General features: G+C 39.2%; 16 protein-coding genes. 8 read left to right on the top strand and 8 right to left on the bottom strand.

What is annotated here, in order from left to right:
- Positions 1-193: 193 nt before the first annotated feature.
- The 3 genes from tkt to acpP form a co-directional block, all read right to left on the bottom strand.
- Positions 194-2200 carry a transketolase gene (gene tkt, locus MW688_RS09350; protein ID WP_486735700.1) on the bottom strand — a complete coding sequence of 669 codons (2007 nt, stop codon included), beginning with the start codon at positions 2198-2200 and terminating at the stop codon, positions 194-196.
- Between the two features lie 246 nt (positions 2201-2446).
- The gene (fabF, locus tag MW688_RS09345) at positions 2447-3700 is read right to left on the bottom strand and encodes a beta-ketoacyl-ACP synthase II (RefSeq protein ID WP_486735699.1); all 1254 of its coding nucleotides are present in this window, start codon (positions 3698-3700) and stop codon (positions 2447-2449) included.
- A 109-nt stretch (positions 3701-3809) separates the two neighbouring features.
- Positions 3810-4040, bottom strand: a complete 231-nt coding sequence (gene acpP, locus MW688_RS09340; protein WP_486735698.1) for an acyl carrier protein — start codon at positions 4038-4040, stop codon at positions 3810-3812.
- Between the two features lie 177 nt (positions 4041-4217).
- Here acpP and MW688_RS09335 point away from each other — a divergent pair, with 177 nt between their 5' ends.
- Positions 4218-5111: a CoB--CoM heterodisulfide reductase iron-sulfur subunit B family protein gene (locus MW688_RS09335; protein ID WP_486735697.1), complete on the top strand. Its 894-nt coding sequence runs from the start codon at positions 4218-4220 to the stop codon at positions 5109-5111.
- A gap of 21 nt (positions 5112-5132) precedes the next feature.
- Positions 5133-5426 carry an acylphosphatase gene (locus MW688_RS09330; RefSeq protein WP_486735696.1) on the top strand — a complete coding sequence of 98 codons (294 nt, stop codon included), beginning with the start codon at positions 5133-5135 and terminating at the stop codon, positions 5424-5426.
- A gap of 96 nt (positions 5427-5522) precedes the next feature.
- On the opposite strand, the gene MW688_RS09325 is transcribed toward MW688_RS09330, so the two are convergent.
- Positions 5523-5933, bottom strand: a complete 411-nt coding sequence (locus tag MW688_RS09325; RefSeq protein WP_486735695.1) for a hypothetical protein — start codon at positions 5931-5933, stop codon at positions 5523-5525.
- 273 nt (positions 5934-6206) lie between these two features.
- On the opposite strand from MW688_RS09325, the gene MW688_RS09320 reads away from it, so the two are divergent.
- Complete coding sequence (locus tag MW688_RS09320; RefSeq protein ID WP_486735694.1) at positions 6207-6485, top strand: YkvA family protein; 279 nt, start codon at positions 6207-6209, stop codon at positions 6483-6485.
- A gap of 354 nt (positions 6486-6839) precedes the next feature.
- Here MW688_RS09320 and MW688_RS09315 read toward each other — a convergent pair whose 3' ends face one another.
- On the bottom strand, positions 6840-7022 hold the full coding sequence (locus tag MW688_RS09315; protein WP_486735693.1) for a hypothetical protein: 183 nt from the start codon (positions 7020-7022) through the stop codon (positions 6840-6842).
- A 235-nt stretch (positions 7023-7257) separates the two neighbouring features.
- On the opposite strand from MW688_RS09315, the gene MW688_RS09310 reads away from it, so the two are divergent.
- Entirely contained in the window at positions 7258-7404 is a 147-nt protein-coding gene (locus tag MW688_RS09310; RefSeq protein ID WP_486735688.1) for a hypothetical protein, read from the top strand.
- A 572-nt stretch (positions 7405-7976) separates the two neighbouring features.
- Entirely contained in the window at positions 7977-8153 is a 177-nt protein-coding gene (locus MW688_RS09305; protein ID WP_486735692.1) for a hypothetical protein, read from the top strand.
- Here the strand turns inward: MW688_RS09305 and MW688_RS09300 are convergent.
- The 3 genes from MW688_RS09300 to MW688_RS09290 all read right to left on the bottom strand — a co-directional run bounded on the left by MW688_RS09300 (position 8142) and on the right by MW688_RS09290 (position 17503).
- Positions 8142-8276 (bottom strand): hypothetical protein, encoded by a 135-nt coding sequence (locus tag MW688_RS09300; protein ID WP_486735691.1) that lies wholly within the window; start codon positions 8274-8276, stop codon positions 8142-8144. The genes MW688_RS09305 and MW688_RS09300 overlap by 12 nt on opposite strands.
- 11 nt (positions 8277-8287) lie before the next feature.
- The gene (locus tag MW688_RS09295; RefSeq protein ID WP_486735690.1) at positions 8288-16438 is read right to left on the bottom strand and encodes a putative Ig domain-containing protein; all 8151 of its coding nucleotides are present in this window, start codon (positions 16436-16438) and stop codon (positions 8288-8290) included.
- 363 nt (positions 16439-16801) lie between these two features.
- Positions 16802-17503 carry a hypothetical protein gene (locus tag MW688_RS09290; RefSeq protein ID WP_486735689.1) on the bottom strand — a complete coding sequence of 234 codons (702 nt, stop codon included), beginning with the start codon at positions 17501-17503 and terminating at the stop codon, positions 16802-16804.
- A gap of 579 nt (positions 17504-18082) precedes the next feature.
- Between MW688_RS09290 and MW688_RS09285 the strand changes: the two genes are divergently transcribed.
- From MW688_RS09285 to MW688_RS09275, 3 genes are all read left to right on the top strand, one after another.
- Entirely contained in the window at positions 18083-18229 is a 147-nt protein-coding gene (locus MW688_RS09285; protein ID WP_486735688.1) for a hypothetical protein, read from the top strand.
- Between the two features lie 352 nt (positions 18230-18581).
- A complete protein-coding gene (locus tag MW688_RS09280; RefSeq protein WP_486735687.1) occupies positions 18582-19235 on the top strand; it encodes a hypothetical protein in 654 nt (217 codons plus the stop codon).
- Positions 19219-19830, top strand: a complete 612-nt coding sequence (locus MW688_RS09275; RefSeq protein ID WP_486735686.1) for an RES family NAD+ phosphorylase — start codon at positions 19219-19221, stop codon at positions 19828-19830. Before MW688_RS09280 ends, MW688_RS09275 begins: the two co-directional genes overlap by 17 nt.
- Positions 19831-20196: the final 366 nt, after the last annotated feature.

Below are 20196 nucleotides of genomic sequence, written 5' to 3'. Positions count from 1 at the left end.
TTGTAAATAATGGCAACCTGAATATTCTAAACAGCAATACTAATGCTATTTTCGCCGTCCTGAGAAATACTACTGAGTTTCTAGAATCCGATTATATTCCTGTTAGCGATATAGCTTAATCGGCTTCTCACTGAATATAAAAATACCTCGTCTTCTGACGAGGTATTTAAGCTATAAAAGCTAATTAGCTAGATTAGCCAAGTAATTCTTGGGCTTTGCTCACCACATTATCTACAGTGAAGCCACATTTTTCCATCACAGTATTACCAGGGGCAGAATGACCGAAAGTATCAATACTCAAAGTTGATCCTTCCTGGCCAACATAGCGACACCAACCAAAGCTGACACCAGCTTCTACAGCTAAGCGTTTAGTTACAGCAGGAGGGAGTACTGACTCTTTGTAAGCGGCATCTTGTTCTTCAAATAGTTCCCAACTAGGCATAGAAACTACGCGAACCTTTTTACCCTGTTCAGTTAACACTTTAGCTGCGTCTACACAGAGATAAGTTTCTCCACCAGTACCAATCAGAATTATATCTGGTGTACCTTCACTATCAACGAGAGTGTAAGCACCTTTAGCGGTGTTTTCAATGGAACTACCAGCTAAATTAGGTAAATTTTGACGAGAAAATGCCAAGAGAGTTGGTCTATGACGATTTTCTACAGCTATTTTATAAGCACCAGAAGTTTCATTCCCATCAGCGGGACGAATCACGGTGAGATTAGGGATAAGACGTAGAGAAGCTATATGTTCTACAGGTTGATGTGTAGGTCCATCTTCTCCTAATGCAATAGAGTCGTGAGTCATAACCCAAATAACACCAGCTTCAGATAGAGCAGATAGGCGTATAGCGTTACGCATATAGTCAGTAAATACTAAGAAAGTGGCGCCGTAGGGTATTAAACCGGACCTATGTAGAGCGATACCATTACAAATAGCACCCATACCATGTTCACGCACACCAAAGCGAAGGTTACGATTTTGATATTGACCTTTTTGGAAGTCTCCGTAGCCTTTGAGTAAAGTTTTATTAGAGGGGGCTAAATCCGCAGAACCACCAAATAATTCTGGTAAAACAGCGGCTATGGCGTTGAGAGTTGCACCTGATTGGTTACGGGTAGCATCTTTTTTGCTTTCTGGGGTATAAGTAGGTAAAGCTTTTTCCCAACCTTCGGGAAGTTTACCACTTTGCATCCGTTCTAGGGTAGCTGCCTCTTCAGGGTATTTAGCTTTATAGTCATTGAAGAGTTGCTGCCACTCTTCTTCACTTTCTGCCCCTTTGGTAACAGCTTGACGGAATTGAGATAGAGCATCTTCTGGTATTTCAAATTCTGGGTAGTCCCAATTGAGATGTTTACGAGTTGCGGCTACTTCTTCTGCCCCTAAAGCGGCACCATGGACATCATGGCTATCGGCTTTGTTAGGTGAACCATAACCGATAGTGGTTGTCACTTTGATGAGAGAGGGTCTGTCTGTAACTTCTTTGGCTGCGGCGATCGCTTTTTCTATTGCTGCTAAGTCTGTGTTGCCATTTTCTACGTGTTGTACGTGCCATCCGTAGGCTTCGTAACGTTTAGCCACATCTTCTGTGAAGGATAAGTCAGTGGAACCATCAATAGATATATGGTTATCGTCGTATAGAGCAATTAACTTTCCTAGACCGAGGTGTCCGGCTAGGGAGCAAGCTTCTCCCGAGATACCCTCCATATTACACCCATCTCCCAGAATCACGTAGGTATAGTGGTCTATGAGGGAAAAATCTGGTTTATTAAAAGTTGCTGCTAGATGAGCTTCAGCCATGGCTAAACCTACCGCATTGGCGATTCCTTGACCTAGAGGTCCAGTAGTTACTTCCACCCCTTTGGTTATGTGGTTTTCTGGGTGACCTGGTGTTACGGAATCCCATTGACGGAATTGTTTAATATCTTCTATCCCCACGCTATCATAACCCGTTAAATATAGAAGGGCATACTGAAGCATACATCCGTGCCCTGCTGACAAGACGAAGCGATCGCGGTTTAGCCAGTCTGGATTTTTGGGGTTATGGCGCATAAAGCGATTCCAAAGGACATAGGCCATGGGAGCTGCGCCCATTGGTAATCCTGGGTGACCTGATTGTGCTTTTTCTACTGCATCTATAGCTAAAAAGCGAATGGAATTAATGCAAAGTTCATCAACTGATTGTTTGGCAACTACCATAATTAATGTTTATCTTTTTACTAGGTATATGTTCAATTAAGTGGAATCAAAAGTACAATTTCAGTATTTTTGAGTTTTTCGTTATTTATATGATCATCCCATTGTTGGGGATCAATGAAAAGTCTTTGACTATTTTTTTCTCAATTTGGTGTTCAAAAGTTAACTTACCTTAGAGCACTACGCCTCAGAAGCTGTTTGATGTAAAACCTATTTTTTAGCACCCTGAGTGTATAGGTGCCATTGTTCTTAATCTCTATATTTCCGAAAGATTAAGGTTGCATTATTACCGCCAAAACCAAAAGAATTAGAAAGTGCTACTTCTAGATTTTGAGAACGGCTGATTTTAGGTACGTAATCTAAATCACATTCTGGATCTGGATTTTCTAAGTTAATAGTTGGGGGAATTTTTCCCTGTTTTATAGCCAAGATAGAAGCGATCGCCTCTATCCCTCCTGATCCCCCCAATAGATGACCTGTCATTGACTTAGTAGAACTAATTGCTAACTTATAGGCGTGTTCACCAAAAGCTTTTTTTATTGCTTTGGTTTCGTTGACATCATTAGCTGGGGTGCTGGTGCCATGAGCATTGATGTAATCTACCTCTTCAGGAGTGATACCTGAATCTTGCATTGCTAATTCCATTGCTCTGGTGGCGCCTCGGCCTTCGGGTGCTGGTGCTGTTATATGGTAGGCATCACAAGTGAGGCCATACCCAATTACTTCTGCATATATTTTTGCTTGTCTGTTTTTGGCCTGTTCTAGTTCTTCTAGTATTAGTATACCACTTCCTTCTCCGATCACGAAGCCATCGCGATCGCGATCAAAGGGGCGACTAGCTTCACTAGGAGCATCATTACGTCCCGAAAGGGCTTTGGCGTTGGTAAAACCTGCCACTGATAGAGGAGTAATCGCTGCTTCTGTGCCTCCACAAATCATTGCTTTCACATAGCCTCTTTGAATCAATCGAAATGCTTCTCCTATTCCGTGGCTTCCGGCGGCACAAGCAGTTACTGGACAACAATTAGGCCCTTGGGCTCCCGTTTGAATTGCTACTTGAGCTGGGGCCATATTAGCGATCATCATGGGTACAGTAAAGGGGCTACAGCGGCTAGGACTTTTAGTTATACAGATTTCGTGTTGTTCTTCTAAAACTTGTAAGCCTCCTACACCTGTACCAATCGCCACTCCCACCTGTTCTGCATTTAGTTCATCAATGATTAGCCCGGCGTCTTTCATCGCTTCTTTACTAGCCACTACAGCAAATTGAGAGAAGCGATCCATCCGCTTAGCTTCTTTGCGATCTATATATTCTTTTGGGTCAAATCCTTTTACTTCTGCGGCAATTTTGCAGTTGTGCTTAGAAGTATCGAACAAAGTTATAAACCCTGTGCCGTTTTTCCCCTCTAGTAAAGCTTCCCAGTATTCTTGGACATTGTTGCCGATTGGGGTAACTGCACCTAGCCCTGTTACCACCACTCGTTTCCGTTGTAAATTGCTCATTTTATCTCAATTAATTCAAAGGCTTTATTTCTCTTAGCGTGTGCAGATAGGAGTTTAGCCTAATCTGGCTAGTTTTTTGTTCAGATTATCGCCTAAATACTCTTTTTTCTTAGGCGCTAATATGTTCTACTACTTTTCCTACTGTATCTAATTTTTCTGCCACTTCATCACTCACTTCTATATCAAATTCTTCTTCTAAGGCCATGATTAATTCTACCTGATCCAAAGAATCTGCACCTAAATCATCAGCAAAGCTAGAATCTGGTTTTACTTCTGATTCGTCTACTTCTAATTTCTCTACTACTACCTTTTTTACTCTCTCAAAAATTTCTTCATTCATTAGTTTTTTTTCTCCAATCTAGTTTGACTCCAGTTAATTGTTGAGCTTATTTGCTTCCAAACCATGATGGCTCGGTCGCCTTTGCTTTTTAATGTTATCCTTGAAAATGGACATTTCTACATATTATCTGAAAAAGGTATCAAAATAACCTTTTGTTGTTTTTTTTCCTCTAAACTTATGCTTCAATATGCTTATTTTCCAGGTTGTGTCGCCCAAGGGGCTTGTCGAGAGCTATATTTATCTACAGATGCCATTACTGAGGCTCTCGGCATTAAATTAGTTGAACTAAAAAAAGCCGCCTGTTGTGGTTCTGGTACTTATAAAGAAGATTCTCAACTACTAGAAGATACAGTTAATGCTCGTAATTTAGCTTTGGCTGAGTCTCTTAATCTACCTTTGATGACTCACTGTAGCACTTGTCAAGGGGTAATTGGTCACGTGGATGAACGTCTCAAGGAAGCTCAACAGGAAAATCCTGATTATCTTCATCAAGTTAACAATTTTCTCAAGGATTCTCATTGTAGTCCTTATCAGGGAACTACTGAGGTTAAACACTTACTTTGGGTATTAGTCTCTGACTATGGTTTGTCTGCTTTAGAAGCAAAAGTAACCCGTAAACTCCAAGGACTTAATTGTGCTGCTTTCTATGGTTGTTATCTTCTTAGAGGTCAAAAGCATTTACCCTATGATAATCCTTTTGCCCCTGAGTCCATGGAAAATGTTTTTCGCACCCTCGGCGCTAATCCTATTTACTACTCAGGACGTACTCAGTGTTGTGGTTGGCCTCTATCTAGTTATGCTACTACCACTTCTTTGAAAATGGCTGGTAACCATATCACTGAAGCGATTGAAGCGGGAGCTGATTGTTTAGTTACCCCCTGTCCCCTCTGTCATCTTAATCTTGATTCTCGACAACCAGAAGTAGAAAAAACCATCGAAAGCTCTCTAGGTTTACCAGTTTTACATTTACCTCAGTTAGTAGGGTTAGCTTTAGGGATTTCTCCCGATAAATTGGGTTTAGAACGTCATGTAGTCTCTACTAAACCAGTTTTAGCTAAATTAGGATTGTAAAATTTTTCAGTTTAATGCTTCATGTGTGATCAACAATCAACCTCTTTAGTTCGTGCTCATGTTTTGATTTCTGGACGAGTTCAAGGCGTCGGTTATCGTTTTTTTACCCGCCAACAAGCTCGACAGTTAAAGCTAACTGGTTGGGTTCGTAATCTTCCTACTACTGAGGTAGAAGCTGTCTTTGAAGGAGATCGCTCTACCGTTGAGCAAATGCTACATTGGTGTCAGTGTGGTTCTCCAGATGCTGAAGTTAAACAAGTACAAGTTAAGTTTTCTCCTGCCCAAGGTATCGAAGATTTTCACATTATTTACTAAATTCTTCAGCCCTTGGGTTGCCAGTTTTGGACCTCGCAATCCCCATCTATAGCCTCAGCTTAGATGGGTTTGTTGAATTAATAGTCAAGGCTTTTTCTAATTACGTTGCATATCACTAGCCATATCCATATATTTATTCATGCTTTTTCCAGGACGACGACGTGAACTAGAAGGAGTTGGCATTAAATATTTATCAGCAAATGTTTCTACTGATTCTGATTTATCTGGTTCACTAACTGGACTTTTTTTGTACATCACTTTTACCCAATCTGGAGTATCATCTGTTGAGACTGGGGATTTGGCTGGCTTTTTACTTGGTTTTACTTGGCCATTAGAACTTGCTTTTTCTGCTGTTTCTGCTGAGTCAGGTGTTTTCTCTTCTACTTGAGTTTCGGAATTTTCTGGAGTATCTGTATCTTCTTCTATCTCTCGATAGAATCCACTACGACCTTTTTGAGGTTTTTTCTTTTCGTCTGCTTTTTTACCGCCAAAGAGTTTACTTAACATTTTTTCCTCTAATTAATTTAATCTTATAGATTTAATGGAGTCACTTTCTAGTTTCTCAGATTAGCAAAGTTTTGCAATGATTCTTCATAAATTTTTACATTTACTTTTCAAGGTCAGAAAAACAAGTTCTTTGTTGAGTATAAATACTTAAAAAGAGACAAGTGAGGAAAAAGGCGATCGCTTCTTTCTACCTTGATAGAGTATTATCTACACTACCTTGAGAGAGAAAAAATTGTCACAATATGAATGTAAAGACAAAAGCTAAATAAACAAATGAAAGCAATTATTAAATTTTTTTCCCCTTGGTTAAGTAAAAATTTCAGTAAAGTTTTAAGTAATGGCAAATATCGTGGACTACTGATCGTAAGTTCTTTACTTTATCTGATTAGTCCGATTGATATTTCTCCCGACGTGTTACCTATTTTAGGATGGGTTGATGATGGTATGGTCATTGCTTTTTTAGTGAGTGAGTTATCTGAAGCAATTCTCAAATATCGCAATAGAGATCAAGAGATACAGGAAGAAGAGATTATTGATGTAAAAACCGTTTAATTTAATACAGGTAATTACTTTGGTTTTGTTAGTATAATCAGTAAAAAAATTGAGTGCCATGACTCAGCGAAAACTAATTATGACGACTCGCTGCCCCAACCTACCTGGTGAGATCGCCCTGCTTTTAATTCTTCTGCCAAAATAATTGAAATAGTTAAAAACAAGGTTCGTAGTTGGACTTTAGTCCAAGAGATACATAAAATATTATGTGATAATTATTAAAAATGATCTAGAGATGGGTGCAAGTCTTGATATGGGCGCAAGCAAGAGCGCCCCTACATCAGCGAGTAGGTTGGGTTAAACGAAGTGCAACCCAACACACACCCTTTAGAGATAATCAAAGAGATTGTTGGGTTATCTCCCTGCCCAACCTACCTGGTGCGATCGCCCTGCTTTTAATTCTTCTGCCAAAATAATTGAAATAGTTAAAAACAAGGTTCGTAGTTGGACTTTAGTCCAAGAGATACATAAAATATTATGAAGAATGTTAACCTGTATATTTATTTTAGTGGTGGTAGTTGAGAATTGATGCAGCAATGGTAGGGCGATCGCTTTGAAAATAGCGAGTAGGTTGGGTTAAAGGTCGTGCAACCCAACAACCCAAGGTTAACGATAATGGGCCTTAATCTTGGGCATCATAATTGATTATGTTGGGTGTATGGTAGTTGAGAATTGATGCAGCAATGGTAGGGCGATCGCTTTGAAAATAGCGAGTAGGTTGGGTTAAACGAAGTGCAACCCAACACACACCCTTTAGAGATAATCAAAGAGATTGTTGGGTTATCTCCCTGCCCAACCTACCTGGTGCGATCGCCCTGCTTTTAATTCTTCTGCCAAAATAATTGAAATAGTTAAAAACAAGGTTCGTAGTTGGACTTTAGTCCAAGAGATACATAAAATATTATGTGATAATTATTAAAAATGATCTAGAGATGGGTGCAAGCCTTGATGTGGGCGCAAGCCTTGCGCCCCTACTACAGGGAATAAATCAAGTTACACCACAACGAAAACTATGTTCATTATCATCATTGATTGGTGGATTTAAATCTTCTGTAATAAGACACATCAAAAAAATTTGTGCAAATCCTCATCCTGTTGTCTGGCAAAAAAATTATTATGTGATATTTCTAAAATAACCCACCACGAGTAGGAATTTTGCAAGAGATATCCTCTAAAAATGATTACTCACAGGCTCAAAACATTATTATTTTGTAGGGGCGCTCAAGCTTTGCGCCCATATTTATTGTCGCATCTAATTTATTCTCTATCCAAAACAATAATCGCCCTTCAATCCTCACAAAAAAGCGATCTCTTTCGAGATCTCGCCATAGGCGAGTGTGCCCTTCAATACCCACAAACAGCGATCGCTCAACACATACTTTGGGAAATAATCTTAATCCAAATAAATCAATGAGACACAAGCCTTGATGTGGGCGCAAGCCTTGCGCCCCTACATCCGGGAATAAATCAAGTTACACCAAAACGAAAACCATGTTAATTATCATTATTAAAAAGCAATCGCCCTTCCAATCCCCACAAACAGCGATCGCCCTTCAATTACCTAAAAATAGCGATCGCCCTTCAAAAAACGATCGCCTTTCCAATCCTCACAAAAAAGCGATCGCCCTTCAATCCCATAAAAATAGCAATCGCCCTTCAATCCCATAAAAATAGCAATCGCTCTCCAATTCCATAAAATAGCAATCGCTCTCCAATTCCATAAAATAGCAATCGCTCTCTAATCTTCATAAAATAGCGATCGCCCTTCAATCCCATAATAGCGATTGTCACCCCGTCAGCTCCTATATCCTCAAAACTAACCCAACAGCTAATCTACTCTGAATCGCTGTTCGGCTTACAGTAAGCCCTCGATTAATAGCGGATCTTGTTGTGATTCGAGCTGCACGTCTTCGCCTTCTATTTTTTGTATCATAAATAATAACTCCCTGTGATGGTCGTTTTATCATAAATTTTCCTATACGATTTGGTGGACTATAGTTTCTCGAACTACCTCTCCGAAACAATATGCCGTCTGTGTCTCGAAGCGTTCGTATATATCGCCCAAGTTGGTCTTTTCCTTGCTGGAATTGTCCTTCGGGTTTTATTTCATAAAGTTTCAGATTTGTTATATCAATTAAATCTGGTCGTGATCTATTTCCTTTTAAATTAGGCTGTCGCCTCGAACCTATGAAAACCTCAGAGAAAATTCTTACAAATGATACATCAGATAAACGATTAGAATTTGGATCATCCTGTATAAAATCTTTACCAAGTTTTTCATGAATGAAGATTCCTTCTATTAGTAATTGTGGTCTTCTTCTATTGAGCCCACTTGGATCAATAAAATTAGTAGGGTTAGCCTCAGCATATTGATATTTATGAAGAGACATAGGTTGTAGTAAAAATCCCTCAAAAGAATCGCGACTCACAAACCTTCCAGTATTTACATCCAAATACCTCGCTCGTAAATAATCCAAGCCAAGATTACTATCCCGTTGCTCTCCTGCGAACAGATAGAAGTTCTCTGTAGTTCCCTGTTGATCTAAAATCTGTCCAAAAGCATCATAAATATAAATATCGCTAACATTTCCATTCTCATCACTCAACGCTCTAGTACTACCTAAACCATCTACATGATAGAAAGACTGCTCTCCATCCCTATCTTGAGAAATCAGGTCATTACCATGAACATAAGAAACCTTGATAATGCCCCCTGGGGTATATTCTTCTAATACCTGAGCAAAAGGACGATTAGTATCAATTAAAAAGCGAGTTTCTTCCCCATTAACTGTTTGTGCCACTCGTACACCATCAGCATCATATTGATTGGTAACATCAACTCTTCCATCACCATCAGTATCGGAGCCTACCAGACGGTTTTGACTATCCCATTCATAAGTAACTGTTACCCCATTGGTTGATTGACTCACTGTATTGCCATTATCGTCATAACGGTAAGTGGTAACCACTCCATCTGTTGTTTCAGTCAAGAGGCGATCATTATTATCGTAAGTGTAGAGGGTTGTTCCTTCTTGAGAATCTTCTCTACTTAAACGATTACCCACAGCATCATAAGTATATTCAATAGTACGAGTTGCTTGGGTTGCACCGGGGTCAAAGATTTCTTCTTGGGTTAAGCGGTCTAACTCATCATAAGAGTATCTGACAATGCGACCATCTTCTTCCGTAACTTGGGTACGATTTCCTTCTGCATCAAGTTCATAGCGGAAACTGTTGATAATTGAGCCATTACTGTCTGTAGTGGCGATATAAGTTAAACGATTGAGAATATCATAGTCACGAGTTTCTACAGTTCCATTAGGAAATTCTGTGCGAATTAGGTTGCTATTATCATTGTAGAAATAAGTAGTTACTCCACCATTAGCATCAGTAACTGTTTCTAAACGATTTAACTCATCGAAGCTATAGTTGGTGGTACCTGAGGGTATCTCTAGAGAGGTGCGATTTCCTGCTAAGTCGTAAGTGTAAACAATTGCTGTTCCATCTGGGTCAATACGCTCAATTAAGCGATCGCGTTCATCATATTCATAAATAGTTGTTCCCCTTTCATCAACCACCTCTTCCCTTTGACCATCTAGGCTATAGGTATAGGTGGTGCGGCTACCATCTGGGAAAGTTTCTTCAATGAGGCGATCGCGTTCATCATATTCATAAGTGATAGTATCTCCATTAAAGTCTGTGGTACGGATCACATTTCCTACGGCGTCATATTCAGTAGTAGAACGCTGTCCTTCTGGCAATACTGTAGCGATACGACGACCTAAACCATCGTATTCATAGCGAGTAATATTACCATTAGCATCTTCCTGGCTAATTAAATTACCTTGTTCATCGTAACTATATTCAGTTCTTTGGTTTAAAGCATCAATAACCGCTGTTAATCTTTCATTACCATCGTATTCGTAACTAGTTACTTCTCCATCTTGGTCAGTGCGTGCAATTAAGCGACCTGCTTCATCATATTCAGAGAGAATGGTAGTGCCATCAGCAAACTCTTGTCTAATTAACCGGTCTAGATCATCGTAAAAGAATTGTGTAACATTACCCAGAGGATCAGTTTGAGAAATTAAGTTACCTACTGAGTTATTGGTATTAATCAATCGGGGGTTGTCATTGGGATTATTAGGAGTATCATCAGGTAAGATAGTCTCTGTTTGACGACCTGCATCATCATAAACAAATTCTGTTCGGTTACCCTCCTCGTCTATTTCCGCAATTACTTGACCTGCTAAGTCATATTCAGTACGAGTACGTGGATTATCAGAATTATTATTAGGTGTATCATCGGGATAAATCATCTCAATCACCCGCCCCAAACGATCATATATCATCCGAGTTTCCTGACCTTCTTCATCGATTTCAGCAATAACTCGTCCTGCGGCATCGTATTCAGTGCGAATGCGAGGATTATCAGAATCATTTTCTGGAGTGCTATCAGGGTAAATGGTTTCGATTAACTGACCGCGATCATCGTAAACAAATTTTGTAGAACGTCCTAAAGCATCAATATTCTCTATTTCATCACCAACTGCATCATAAATAGTTTCTGTCACTCCGCCTTCTGGGTCAATTACCCTAATTAGTCTATCTTGGGAATCGTATTCATTAGTGGTAACTAAGGTTATTTCACCGTCAGGAGTAGTTAAAGTTTCTGTTTGAGTCAGTTGATTACCATTAGCATCATAAGTAAAGGTAGTGATATTACCTTCAGGGTCTACTAAACGAGTGAAATTGCCACTAGCGTCATAAGTAAAAGTAGCAGTACCTGCACCGTTGGTAAAAGACGTAAAATTACCATTCCCATCATAACTTAAGTCTGTCGTGCTGTTTAATTGACCTGAAGTAGAGGAAAGGTTGCCCCTAGAGTCGTAAGTGTTTCTAATTACATTACCTTGAGGGTCAGTTTCCGTCAAAATATTACTAAAACTGTCATAGGTAAAGGTGGTAGTGTTACCCAGAGGGTCAGTTTCCGAGAGAACATTGCGGCGATTATCGTAGGTAAATGTCGTTGTCTCACCTAGGGGGTTGGTTTCTGTGAGAATATTATCATCTCGGTCATAAGTTCTGCTAATTTGACCACCTTCAGCATCAATTTCTGTGAGAATATTACCTTTTTCATCATATTCGTAGATCGTTTGGTTACCTAACTGGTCTACTACTGTTTGCACAAAGTTATCAGGGTCATAAACAAGCTCAATTTCTTCTCCATCTGCATCAATGATTCTAACTAGGCGTCCAAATTCATCATACTCACTTCTCGCGCCAGTTCTGCCTAAGGGGTCAATTACTTCTTCTAAATAATGTGCTTGGTTTTCGTTATATTCAAAGAGAGTCACATTATCTTCCCGGTCAGTGACAGAAATTAAATCGCCATTACTATCGTAGCTGTATTCAATTCTTTCTCCATTGGGGTCAATAATACTGGTAATACGACTTTGAGGATCTCGTTCAAAAGTTATTTCTTTTCCAGTTGAACTGCTGATACCACTTTCAGTAAAGATAAGTTCATTACCGTTTCTATCTGTAATCGTGCGAGTGTCTCCAGTATTGCCATCGATTTCGTAGGCTATTCCGTCTTTAGTTGTTAGGGTATAAGTTCCACCGAAGAATGGATTACTGGGATTATAATCGAAGACCTGACCAAAGCTAATACTAATGAACTCTCCATTTCCATTAGGTATTAAATCAGCCCGAGGAACAGTTAATTGACTAGTTACACCTGGGTCGGGAACAAATCTTGGTTCCGAAAAACCGTATAACAAACCGCTTAAACCTGGTGCTGGTTGAGGTTCAAAGGTAAAGCCGTCTCTTGTTCCATCTGGTGTAGTTACATATACTCGGGCACCAGTAAAGAAGGGATTATACCTGCCTGTGTTTTCTAAACCTGTTTTTGGTACATTACTGCGTAAGTCTGTATCTCGTAAGTCTAGACTCCAACCGAAGCCAAAGTCATCGCGATTATTAGCATTTAAGCTGTCGTAGGTGCGAGAAACAATAATCGGAATACCTGAGACTGGTATATTTAAGTCTGTGAAGGAGAGTTGGTAGTTACCTAGTTTTAATTCTTCTGTTACACTTACATTCACAGTAGTTGTAGATTGATTGCCACCGTCATCTTGAGCAAATAGACGAATAATATATTCATCATTGAGGAATGTAGATGGGTCAAATTCCCCAAGAAGGTTATTGTTTACTGAGTTAGTACCTCGTGCTATTTCTCTGAAGTTATTACTATCAATTGGGGCTACTTCTATGGTGTAGAAGGAGAGATTGTTGTCTCTTACTGTACCAATAATATCGGTGGGAGCAGTAATTTCATCTCCATTGGTAATTGAGGTTATTTCTACCACTGGCGCGTCTACATCAGAAGAGTCTATGCCAAAAATAGTTTCATTTACTGTGGTGGTATTACCTGCTATATCTGTTGCTGTCGCTTCTAACTCTACCGGACCTATTCTTTCAATGGTGAACTGAGTTTGACCATTTCCATTGATAGCTGTGGGCACATCGTTGATAAATAGGCGTACATTATCTATCGCTGTATTGTCTACGGCATTTACTGTAATAGTTACTGTTTCTCCTACATCGGCACGAGTTGGATTAGCTACTAAAGATACCTGTGGTGCTTGATTATCATTTACTACATTTAAGCTAAAGTTTTCACCTGCTATACCCCCAAAAGGATCTCTAACTCGTACCTCTACTTGAGTCAATCCTACATCACTTGCCTCAGTTTCCCAGCGTAAACGACCGAATTGATCAATAGTCATGCCTTCTGGTGCCGATTCTAAGAAGTAAGTAAGGGTATCACCATCTGGGTCACTAGCTACCACATCATAGCGGTAGGTTTCTCCTGCTATTACTACTTGGGAAGGCTGAGAAGTGATTCTAGGTGCTTGATTATTACCAATACTTAGTATTTGGAAACTCTGTTGACCAGTTGCACCCTGGGGATCTACCACCTCTATTGTAATATTACTTAAGCCTGCTTGATTACGACTAGGAGTCCACTGAATTAACCCAGTATTGCGGTTAATAGTCATCCCGTTAGGACTATTTACTAGTCTGTAGGTGAGAGTTTCTCCTTCTGGGTCTACTCCTGTTACCTGGTAGGTGTAGGGTTGTTCTACTAGGGTATTTACTTGAGGAATTGAGGTAATAAATGGCGACTGGTTAGCGGGAATATCAAAGACAAAAATCTCATAAATTTGGGAAGCGATCGCCCCTCGGCCATCATTTACTTGTACTGTTACTTCCTGTAACCCTAGTTGAGAGGAATTCGGTGTCCAAACAATTTCTCCTGTCACCGAATCTATAGTCATCCCTTGTGGAGATGTATCGAGACTATAAGTAAGGGGATTATTTTCTGGGTCTGTGGCCACTACTTGGTATTGATAGGTTGTCCCTACAGATGCGGTGGTTTCTGGAATAGAAGTAAATCTAGGTGGTAGATTAGGGCCAATTACCTCGATGGTAAATGTTTGTTGGTCATTTAATCCCAAACCATCCGTGACATTAACCGTTATTTCCTGACTGCCTAATTGGAAAGATTGAGGTTGCCAGCTAATTACTCCTGTTTCCTCTTCTATAACCATTCCTGCTGGGGAGTTTTCTAAATTCCAGAGGAGATAATCTCCATCTGGGTCTTCTGCTGTGGCGAGGTATTCATAGTCTTGATTTACTCTAGCATCAACCACAGGAGTAGAAGTAAATAGGGGAGGACGGTTTGGTGGTGCTTCTATAACTGTTAAAGTATATTCTTGGGTAGTTATTCCTCCTCTTCCATCATCAGCTTCTACCGATATACTGTAGTTACCTAGGTCGTTGATCCGGGAATTCCAAGTAATCTCTCCTGTATCACTATCTATTCTCATTCCCTGGGGACTATTTAACAAACTATAAGTAATAGTATCTTGGTCTGCATCTACTGCATCTGCATCATATTCATAGGTATTTCCAGCGATGACTTCTAATACTGGTTCAGTGCTAAACTCGGGAGGAGTATTTAATTGTCCTAAAAATACTAGTTCGTAGTCAAATTGATTCTCTTGAGGATTAAAAAACGTAATGGTTTTACTTTCACTACTTTGATTTGAGTCTAATTTTCCCTCAGAAATAAAATTACTCAGGTTATAGTAAGGCAATCCATCAGGAGTTACACCATCATTACCTATTACTTGAACAGTTGGGTCTGTTAAAGATTTAATTGCTACAATTAGGGGCGCATCTACTGCATAAGTACCTACATTATTAACGACTATGTCTGTATAGAGTATTTGATTATCTTGATTAAAAGATGTCTGTTGATAGTCGATGGTTAAGCTATTGCTGATATCACTTAATAAGCCAAAGTTTACTGGTGTGGTATCTATTTGTTGACCTTCTGGGAGAATGATAGTATCTGTAGGGTTACCATCTCCTGTTTCTAAACCAATATTACTAATACTGACTTGTGTTTGAGTATCAGTATCATTATTTACTAATCTAAAGATTAAATTAGCTTGTTGTGGCGCTATTCCTGTTAAATTTACTGTAACTGTTTGACCATTGACAATGATTCCTGATGCTGAATCTATCCCTTCTTCTTCAGTAATATTGAAAAAGCTATCCCGTTGATTATCTATAGTATAAACTAAGGAGTTGCCTTCACTATCTAGTAAGGCTACTTCAAAAGCATCATTAATTCTCTCTTCATCAGTGGTATCAAAACTCAGGTTTCTATAGTCAAAGGTTAAATTAGAACTACTTTCAGGAATATCAATAGTTTGACTATAGATTCTTTGGAAGAATGTTTCTTCAACTAAGGTAATATCTCCTGTTTGATTAAGAATAATAGTAAAGGTTTGAATATCACTCAAACCTTCTCTATCTGTAACTGTTAAAGTTATCTCATATTCATTCTGTTGCTCATCAGGCGCTATTCCGACTAAACCTGCTGTACCATCCCCATTATCTGTTAATTCTAACCACTCTGGCAGATTAACTCCTGTTATGGTTAATTCATCTCCAATATCTTCATCTTCTGCGGTGATGGAATAATTATATTCATCCCCTTCAATCACAGTTGTTAGCGGGTTACTGGTAAATCTTGGCGCTTCATTAACATCATTAATACTAACTCCTAATTCTTTACTAAAGCTTTCCCCGGCGGCATCTGTGGTTTCTACTCTAATTGAGTAACTAGATTTAACTTCAAAGTCGCCTGATTCTAGTATAAATAGTTGATTACCTGTAATGCTAAAGACACTATTATCTGTATCCCCACTTCCTGCTACCAGTTGATAGGTGTGAGTATCCCCTACATCAGCATCTTCTGTAGTGAAATCGCCAATTAAGCTATTTATAGGAGAATTCTCATCAATGTTATCAGGATTTAAAATAATATCTGTGGGTGGTTGATTTACATTTTCTGACTCAGTAAACTCCAATTCAACTATTTTACGACTTCGCCCCTCACCAAAACCATCTCTATCTATTAATACATCTGCACCACCTTGATAATAATCAAAAATGATATAACCTTCATCAACAGGATTTAATCCCTCATAACCAACACTGGCGAGAATATTGCGCACATCTAAACTATCTTCACTTGGGTTAAAATCAGTGATTACATCAATGGCATCTCTAATACTGTTATAAACAAAAATATCTGCCCCTGTATCACCTGTTATCTCATCTCTACCCCAATCTCCAATAATTAAATCATCTCCTGGTGTACCGAAGATTATATCTCTATCTCTAGTGCCATTAATTTGATTATATCCTGATGTGTCAATGTCACTTGAGATTAAAGCAATTTCTGGATTAACTTGATTCGTAGCTAGTAGATTACTTGTAGCTAAACCGTAACCAGTTTGATTCTCTGAGAGATTATCAGGGGATAAACTCTCTAAATCATTATTGTTAGTTAAAATAGGTAACTCTGCCATTGTTTTACTTAATAATTGATACGTTTAGTCATGCTTTCTAATTGTTAATAAGTAGGTTGGTATAAATAAACCTGAAAAACTGGCACAATCTCCAGCTATAGGTTTAAACCTATATCAATGGTTTCATCTTATACACTTAATTTTTCTCTACCTACTTAGTTTCTTGATTTTTCGTTAAATTACAATATAGTTAAAATTTTAAGTTTCCCTCTTTACCTATCCAGGCTGATATTCTATGGCAATACATAGTCAGGAAAGAATCTGAACTTTGATTATCTCTGTGAAAGCTTACAATTTCTTAGCTTTCTTGGTAGTAAATCCCCACAACAATACTCCGAAACTTAAAAGACCGATAATGTTACTCTATTCTGGAGTTGTTTGAGATGGATTCTGTGAGGTAATCGCTAAATTTTGTACTGACAAAGCCGATGAAATTAAAAAATCGTCTACATCCACTACTCCAAAACCCAGAGACACAGTCCCCGTTTCAGTAAATTGCTGATTATAACTTTGTAAGCCTGTTTCTTGGTCAAACAAACTAGAATCTGAGGTGGCATCACCTACATCAGCTAGTATATCAACCTGGTCATCTATGACAATAAAAGCATAATCATTTAATAAACCTCTACCAGTCGTAGTGAGAATATCAGCAGTTTCATTAGTCAAAAATCTATAGTCAAAACTCAGGGTATCTCCTGCTTCTACATCAATACTAGTGCTGATTACTGATGAACCTTCTAAGGCGTCTCCTCCTAAATCTAAACTACCTGGTGGTAGTCCAAAAAAATTCTCTAAGTCCCCAAAACTATTATCAGTGGCTGAATTACCTGAGAAATTGAATGTCCCTGATGGTACACCGAGGTCACCATCATCACCTAAATTAGCATCGTTGGATAACTCGAATGTTTCTGAGTCAATTAAATTTACGTCTCCCAGCATAGTCCAGTTTAGGGTACTTGCTTGTACTGGTAAAGTTACTGAGATAGTTGATAGGGTTCCTAAGAGGATTGTTCGTGTTGCTTTTTGTTTACCTAAAGCGACACTTGTCTGTTTTTTTCGTTTCAAAATACTACTTGATAAGAAGTTTACTAGTTTTATATCTAGGCCAAAATAAAATTAAGAATTCTTCTTAAACTTAAGTTTATTGATGAGAATAATCAATCTTGTAAACGTCTACAAATGATTGTAACTTAAAAATGGCCATTGGAATTAATATTTAGTTTTTTTTTATTATTCAGGTTAAGTCATTTTCTTCACTACTTTGATGAGGCCAAATTAAAGCTACAACCAAATCTTGTTCAAAGCGATCGCCACTATCAAAGACTAAAGCAATAGCCATAGTAGAAGAATTTGTATATTTATTTTAGCTTAGATCAAAGCACCAGTGCAATTGTACTAAATAGGCCAACAGGCGAGAATCAATTTTTAAGGGGTTAGGATCAATTCTTTAACTCATTACTTCAAAACTCATTACTTATTACTCAACCACCACAAGTAACATTAGGTAAAGATGCAAGATCTGAGTTAGTGGTGGTAGTTGAGAATTGATGCAGCAATGGTTGGGCGATCGCTTTGAAAATAGCGAGTAGGTTGGGTTAAACGAAGTGCAACCCAACACACACCCTTTAGAGATAATCAAAGAGATTGTTGGGTTATCTCCCTGCCCAACCTACCTGGTGCGATCGCCCTGCTTTTAATTCTTCTGCCAAAATAATTGAAATAGTTAAAAACAAGGTTCGTAGTTGGACTTTAGTCCAAGAGATACATAAAATATTATGTGATAATTATTAAAAATGATCTAGAGATGGGCGCAAGCCTTGATGTGGGCGCAAGCCTTGATGTGGGCGCAAGCCTTGATGTGGGCGCAAGCCTTGATGTGGGCGCAAGCCTTGCGCCCCTACTACATCAGGGAATTATCTGAGTTACCTTGTGTAGTATAATCAGTAAAAAAAATTGAGTACATGCAACAATGGTAGGGCGATCGCCACAACTACCATGAACAAAGTCCGGGAAATTTAGGTAAAAAATTAATAGAAGATCTCAAATAATGAATTTAAGTTATGAATAATTTTGTAGCCAGTCTAGATTGACTAGGTAAGAAAAAATGGTATAATTTACTTAGTCAACTCACCCCAAAAAAAACATGGCTGTTAATGCTCAAGTCTCAGATAAGGGAGTAGAAACGAATGCCGCTCTTCAAGCAGCTTTATCACGGGTGTTAGAAGTAGCGCAGCAGCATCCTCTTAATTCTGCTTTTCTCGCTCGTTCGCTGAATGCTCTCGCAAGGTTAACTCAGGCTCAAGAATTAGTTGACGTTACTTCTGCCTCTAGCGATTACGAAGTACTGCTTTCAATCTTGCAAACTCCAGAAGCTATGGCACTCTTAAGTGCCAATGACCCGTTAGCTGAAGCAAAGCTGAAAGGACTGGAACTCAAGCAGCAACTTCTGGCAGCAGAAGGAGGCTGTATTGGAAGTGCAGAGGCTGGTAATTTGTTAGGAATTTCTCGACAGGCAGTGGACAAGCGACGACGTAACGGTCAGTTGATTGGTCTTCCCAAGGGAAAAGGGAGCTACCTCTATCCCCTGTGGCAATTTAGTACTACAGGACGAACTTTGGCCGGATTGGAAACAGTTCTACAGCAGCTTTCTACTCTCGACCCTTGGATGCAAGCTGTCTTCTTTCTCAACCCTAGTCCTCGTCTCCAAGACCAAACTCCGTTAGAAAGCTTAAAACTGGGTCGGGTTGAAGCTGTTGTTGATAGTGCTTTTGCCTACATCCATGACATACCCGACTGATTTACCTGGAGACCATCCTCTTCCTCCAAGAGATTTAGCCCAGAGAAAGTTGCCTTTGATTAATTTTGAGAAAGGGACAACTTTTTTTCGAGTTCATCAGGCTCAATACGACCCAATTTATTTTGGTCGTTCAGGAAAGGGACGTTTTGACGCTCCACAGCAAGAATACGGAGTTCTTTACGCCGCCATAGACGAGCTATGTGCCTTCCGGGAAACAATCGGGCGTTTTAGCCATATCGGGTTGTTAAAAACTGAGGTTTTGTTGACGCGCCGAATGAGCGAAATTACAGTGAATCGTGATTTGCGATTGGTGAATTTGAGTGGAGAAGGATTAACTTGGCTGAATGCAGATGGTAGGCTGTTGACTGGTTCCTACGCCGTTGCTCAACAGTGGTCCTGGTCTTTATTTCTTCACCCTGAAAAACCTGATGGACTCTACTATCGTTCTCGCCACGACCCGTCTCGGTTCGCGATCGCTTTTTATTCCCGTCACGAGCAGGATTTTGACATGGTCGAAAGCTGGGAATTTTTAGCTTCTAACTACCAAGACAAGTTAGCCCAGATACTCAAAACCTACCAGTACGGTCTAATTTGATGGCTCGACCAATCATTAAAAAATTATTATTGTTGAGTTTCGATACCTTGGGCCCAACCTACCTGGTGCGATCGCCACTATCAAAGACTAAAGCAATAGCCATAGTAGAAGAATTTGTATATTTATTTTAGCTTAGATCAAAGCACCAGTGCAATTGTACTAAATAGGCCAACAGGCGAGAATCAATTTTTAAGGGGTTAGGATCAATTCTTTAACTCATTACTTCAAAACTCATTACTTATTACTCAACCACCACAAGTAACATTAGGTAAAGATGCAAGATCTGAGTTAGTGGTGGTAGTTGAGAATTGATGCAGCAATGGTTGGGCGATCGCCCTACAAAATAGCGAGTAGGTTGGGTTAAAC

It is taken from the genome of Johannesbaptistia floridana, assembly GCF_057440575.1.
The sequence above is the reverse complement of the archived record's forward strand: the minus strand, read 5'-3'. Positions and strand labels throughout refer to the sequence as shown.

Bases quoted from the DNA above. Each gene is read 5' to 3' on its own strand.
- MW688_RS09330 (WP_486735696.1), top strand. From the start codon at position 5,133: ATGTGTGATCAACAATCAACCTCTTTAGTTCGTGCTCATGTTTTGATT.
- MW688_RS09305 (WP_486735692.1), top strand. From the start codon at position 7,977: ATGTTAATTATCATTATTAAAAAGCAATCGCCCTTCCAATCCCCACAA.
- MW688_RS09325 (WP_486735695.1), bottom strand. From the start codon at position 5,933: ATGTTAAGTAAACTCTTTGGCGGTAAAAAAGCAGACGAAAAGAAAAAA.
- tkt (WP_486735700.1), bottom strand. From the start codon at position 2,200: ATGGTAGTTGCCAAACAATCAGTTGATGAACTTTGCATTAATTCCATT.
- acpP (WP_486735698.1), bottom strand. From the start codon at position 4,040: ATGAATGAAGAAATTTTTGAGAGAGTAAAAAAGGTAGTAGTAGAGAAA.
- MW688_RS09335 (WP_486735697.1), top strand. From the start codon at position 4,218: ATGCTTCAATATGCTTATTTTCCAGGTTGTGTCGCCCAAGGGGCTTGT.
- MW688_RS09280 (WP_486735687.1), top strand. From the start codon at position 18,582: ATGGCTGTTAATGCTCAAGTCTCAGATAAGGGAGTAGAAACGAATGCC.
- MW688_RS09275 (WP_486735686.1), top strand. From the start codon at position 19,219: ATGACATACCCGACTGATTTACCTGGAGACCATCCTCTTCCTCCAAGA.
- fabF (WP_486735699.1), bottom strand. From the start codon at position 3,700: ATGAGCAATTTACAACGGAAACGAGTGGTGGTAACAGGGCTAGGTGCA.
- MW688_RS09295 (WP_486735690.1), bottom strand. From the start codon at position 16,438: ATGGCAGAGTTACCTATTTTAACTAACAATAATGATTTAGAGAGTTTA.
- MW688_RS09320 (WP_486735694.1), top strand. From the start codon at position 6,207: ATGAAAGCAATTATTAAATTTTTTTCCCCTTGGTTAAGTAAAAATTTC.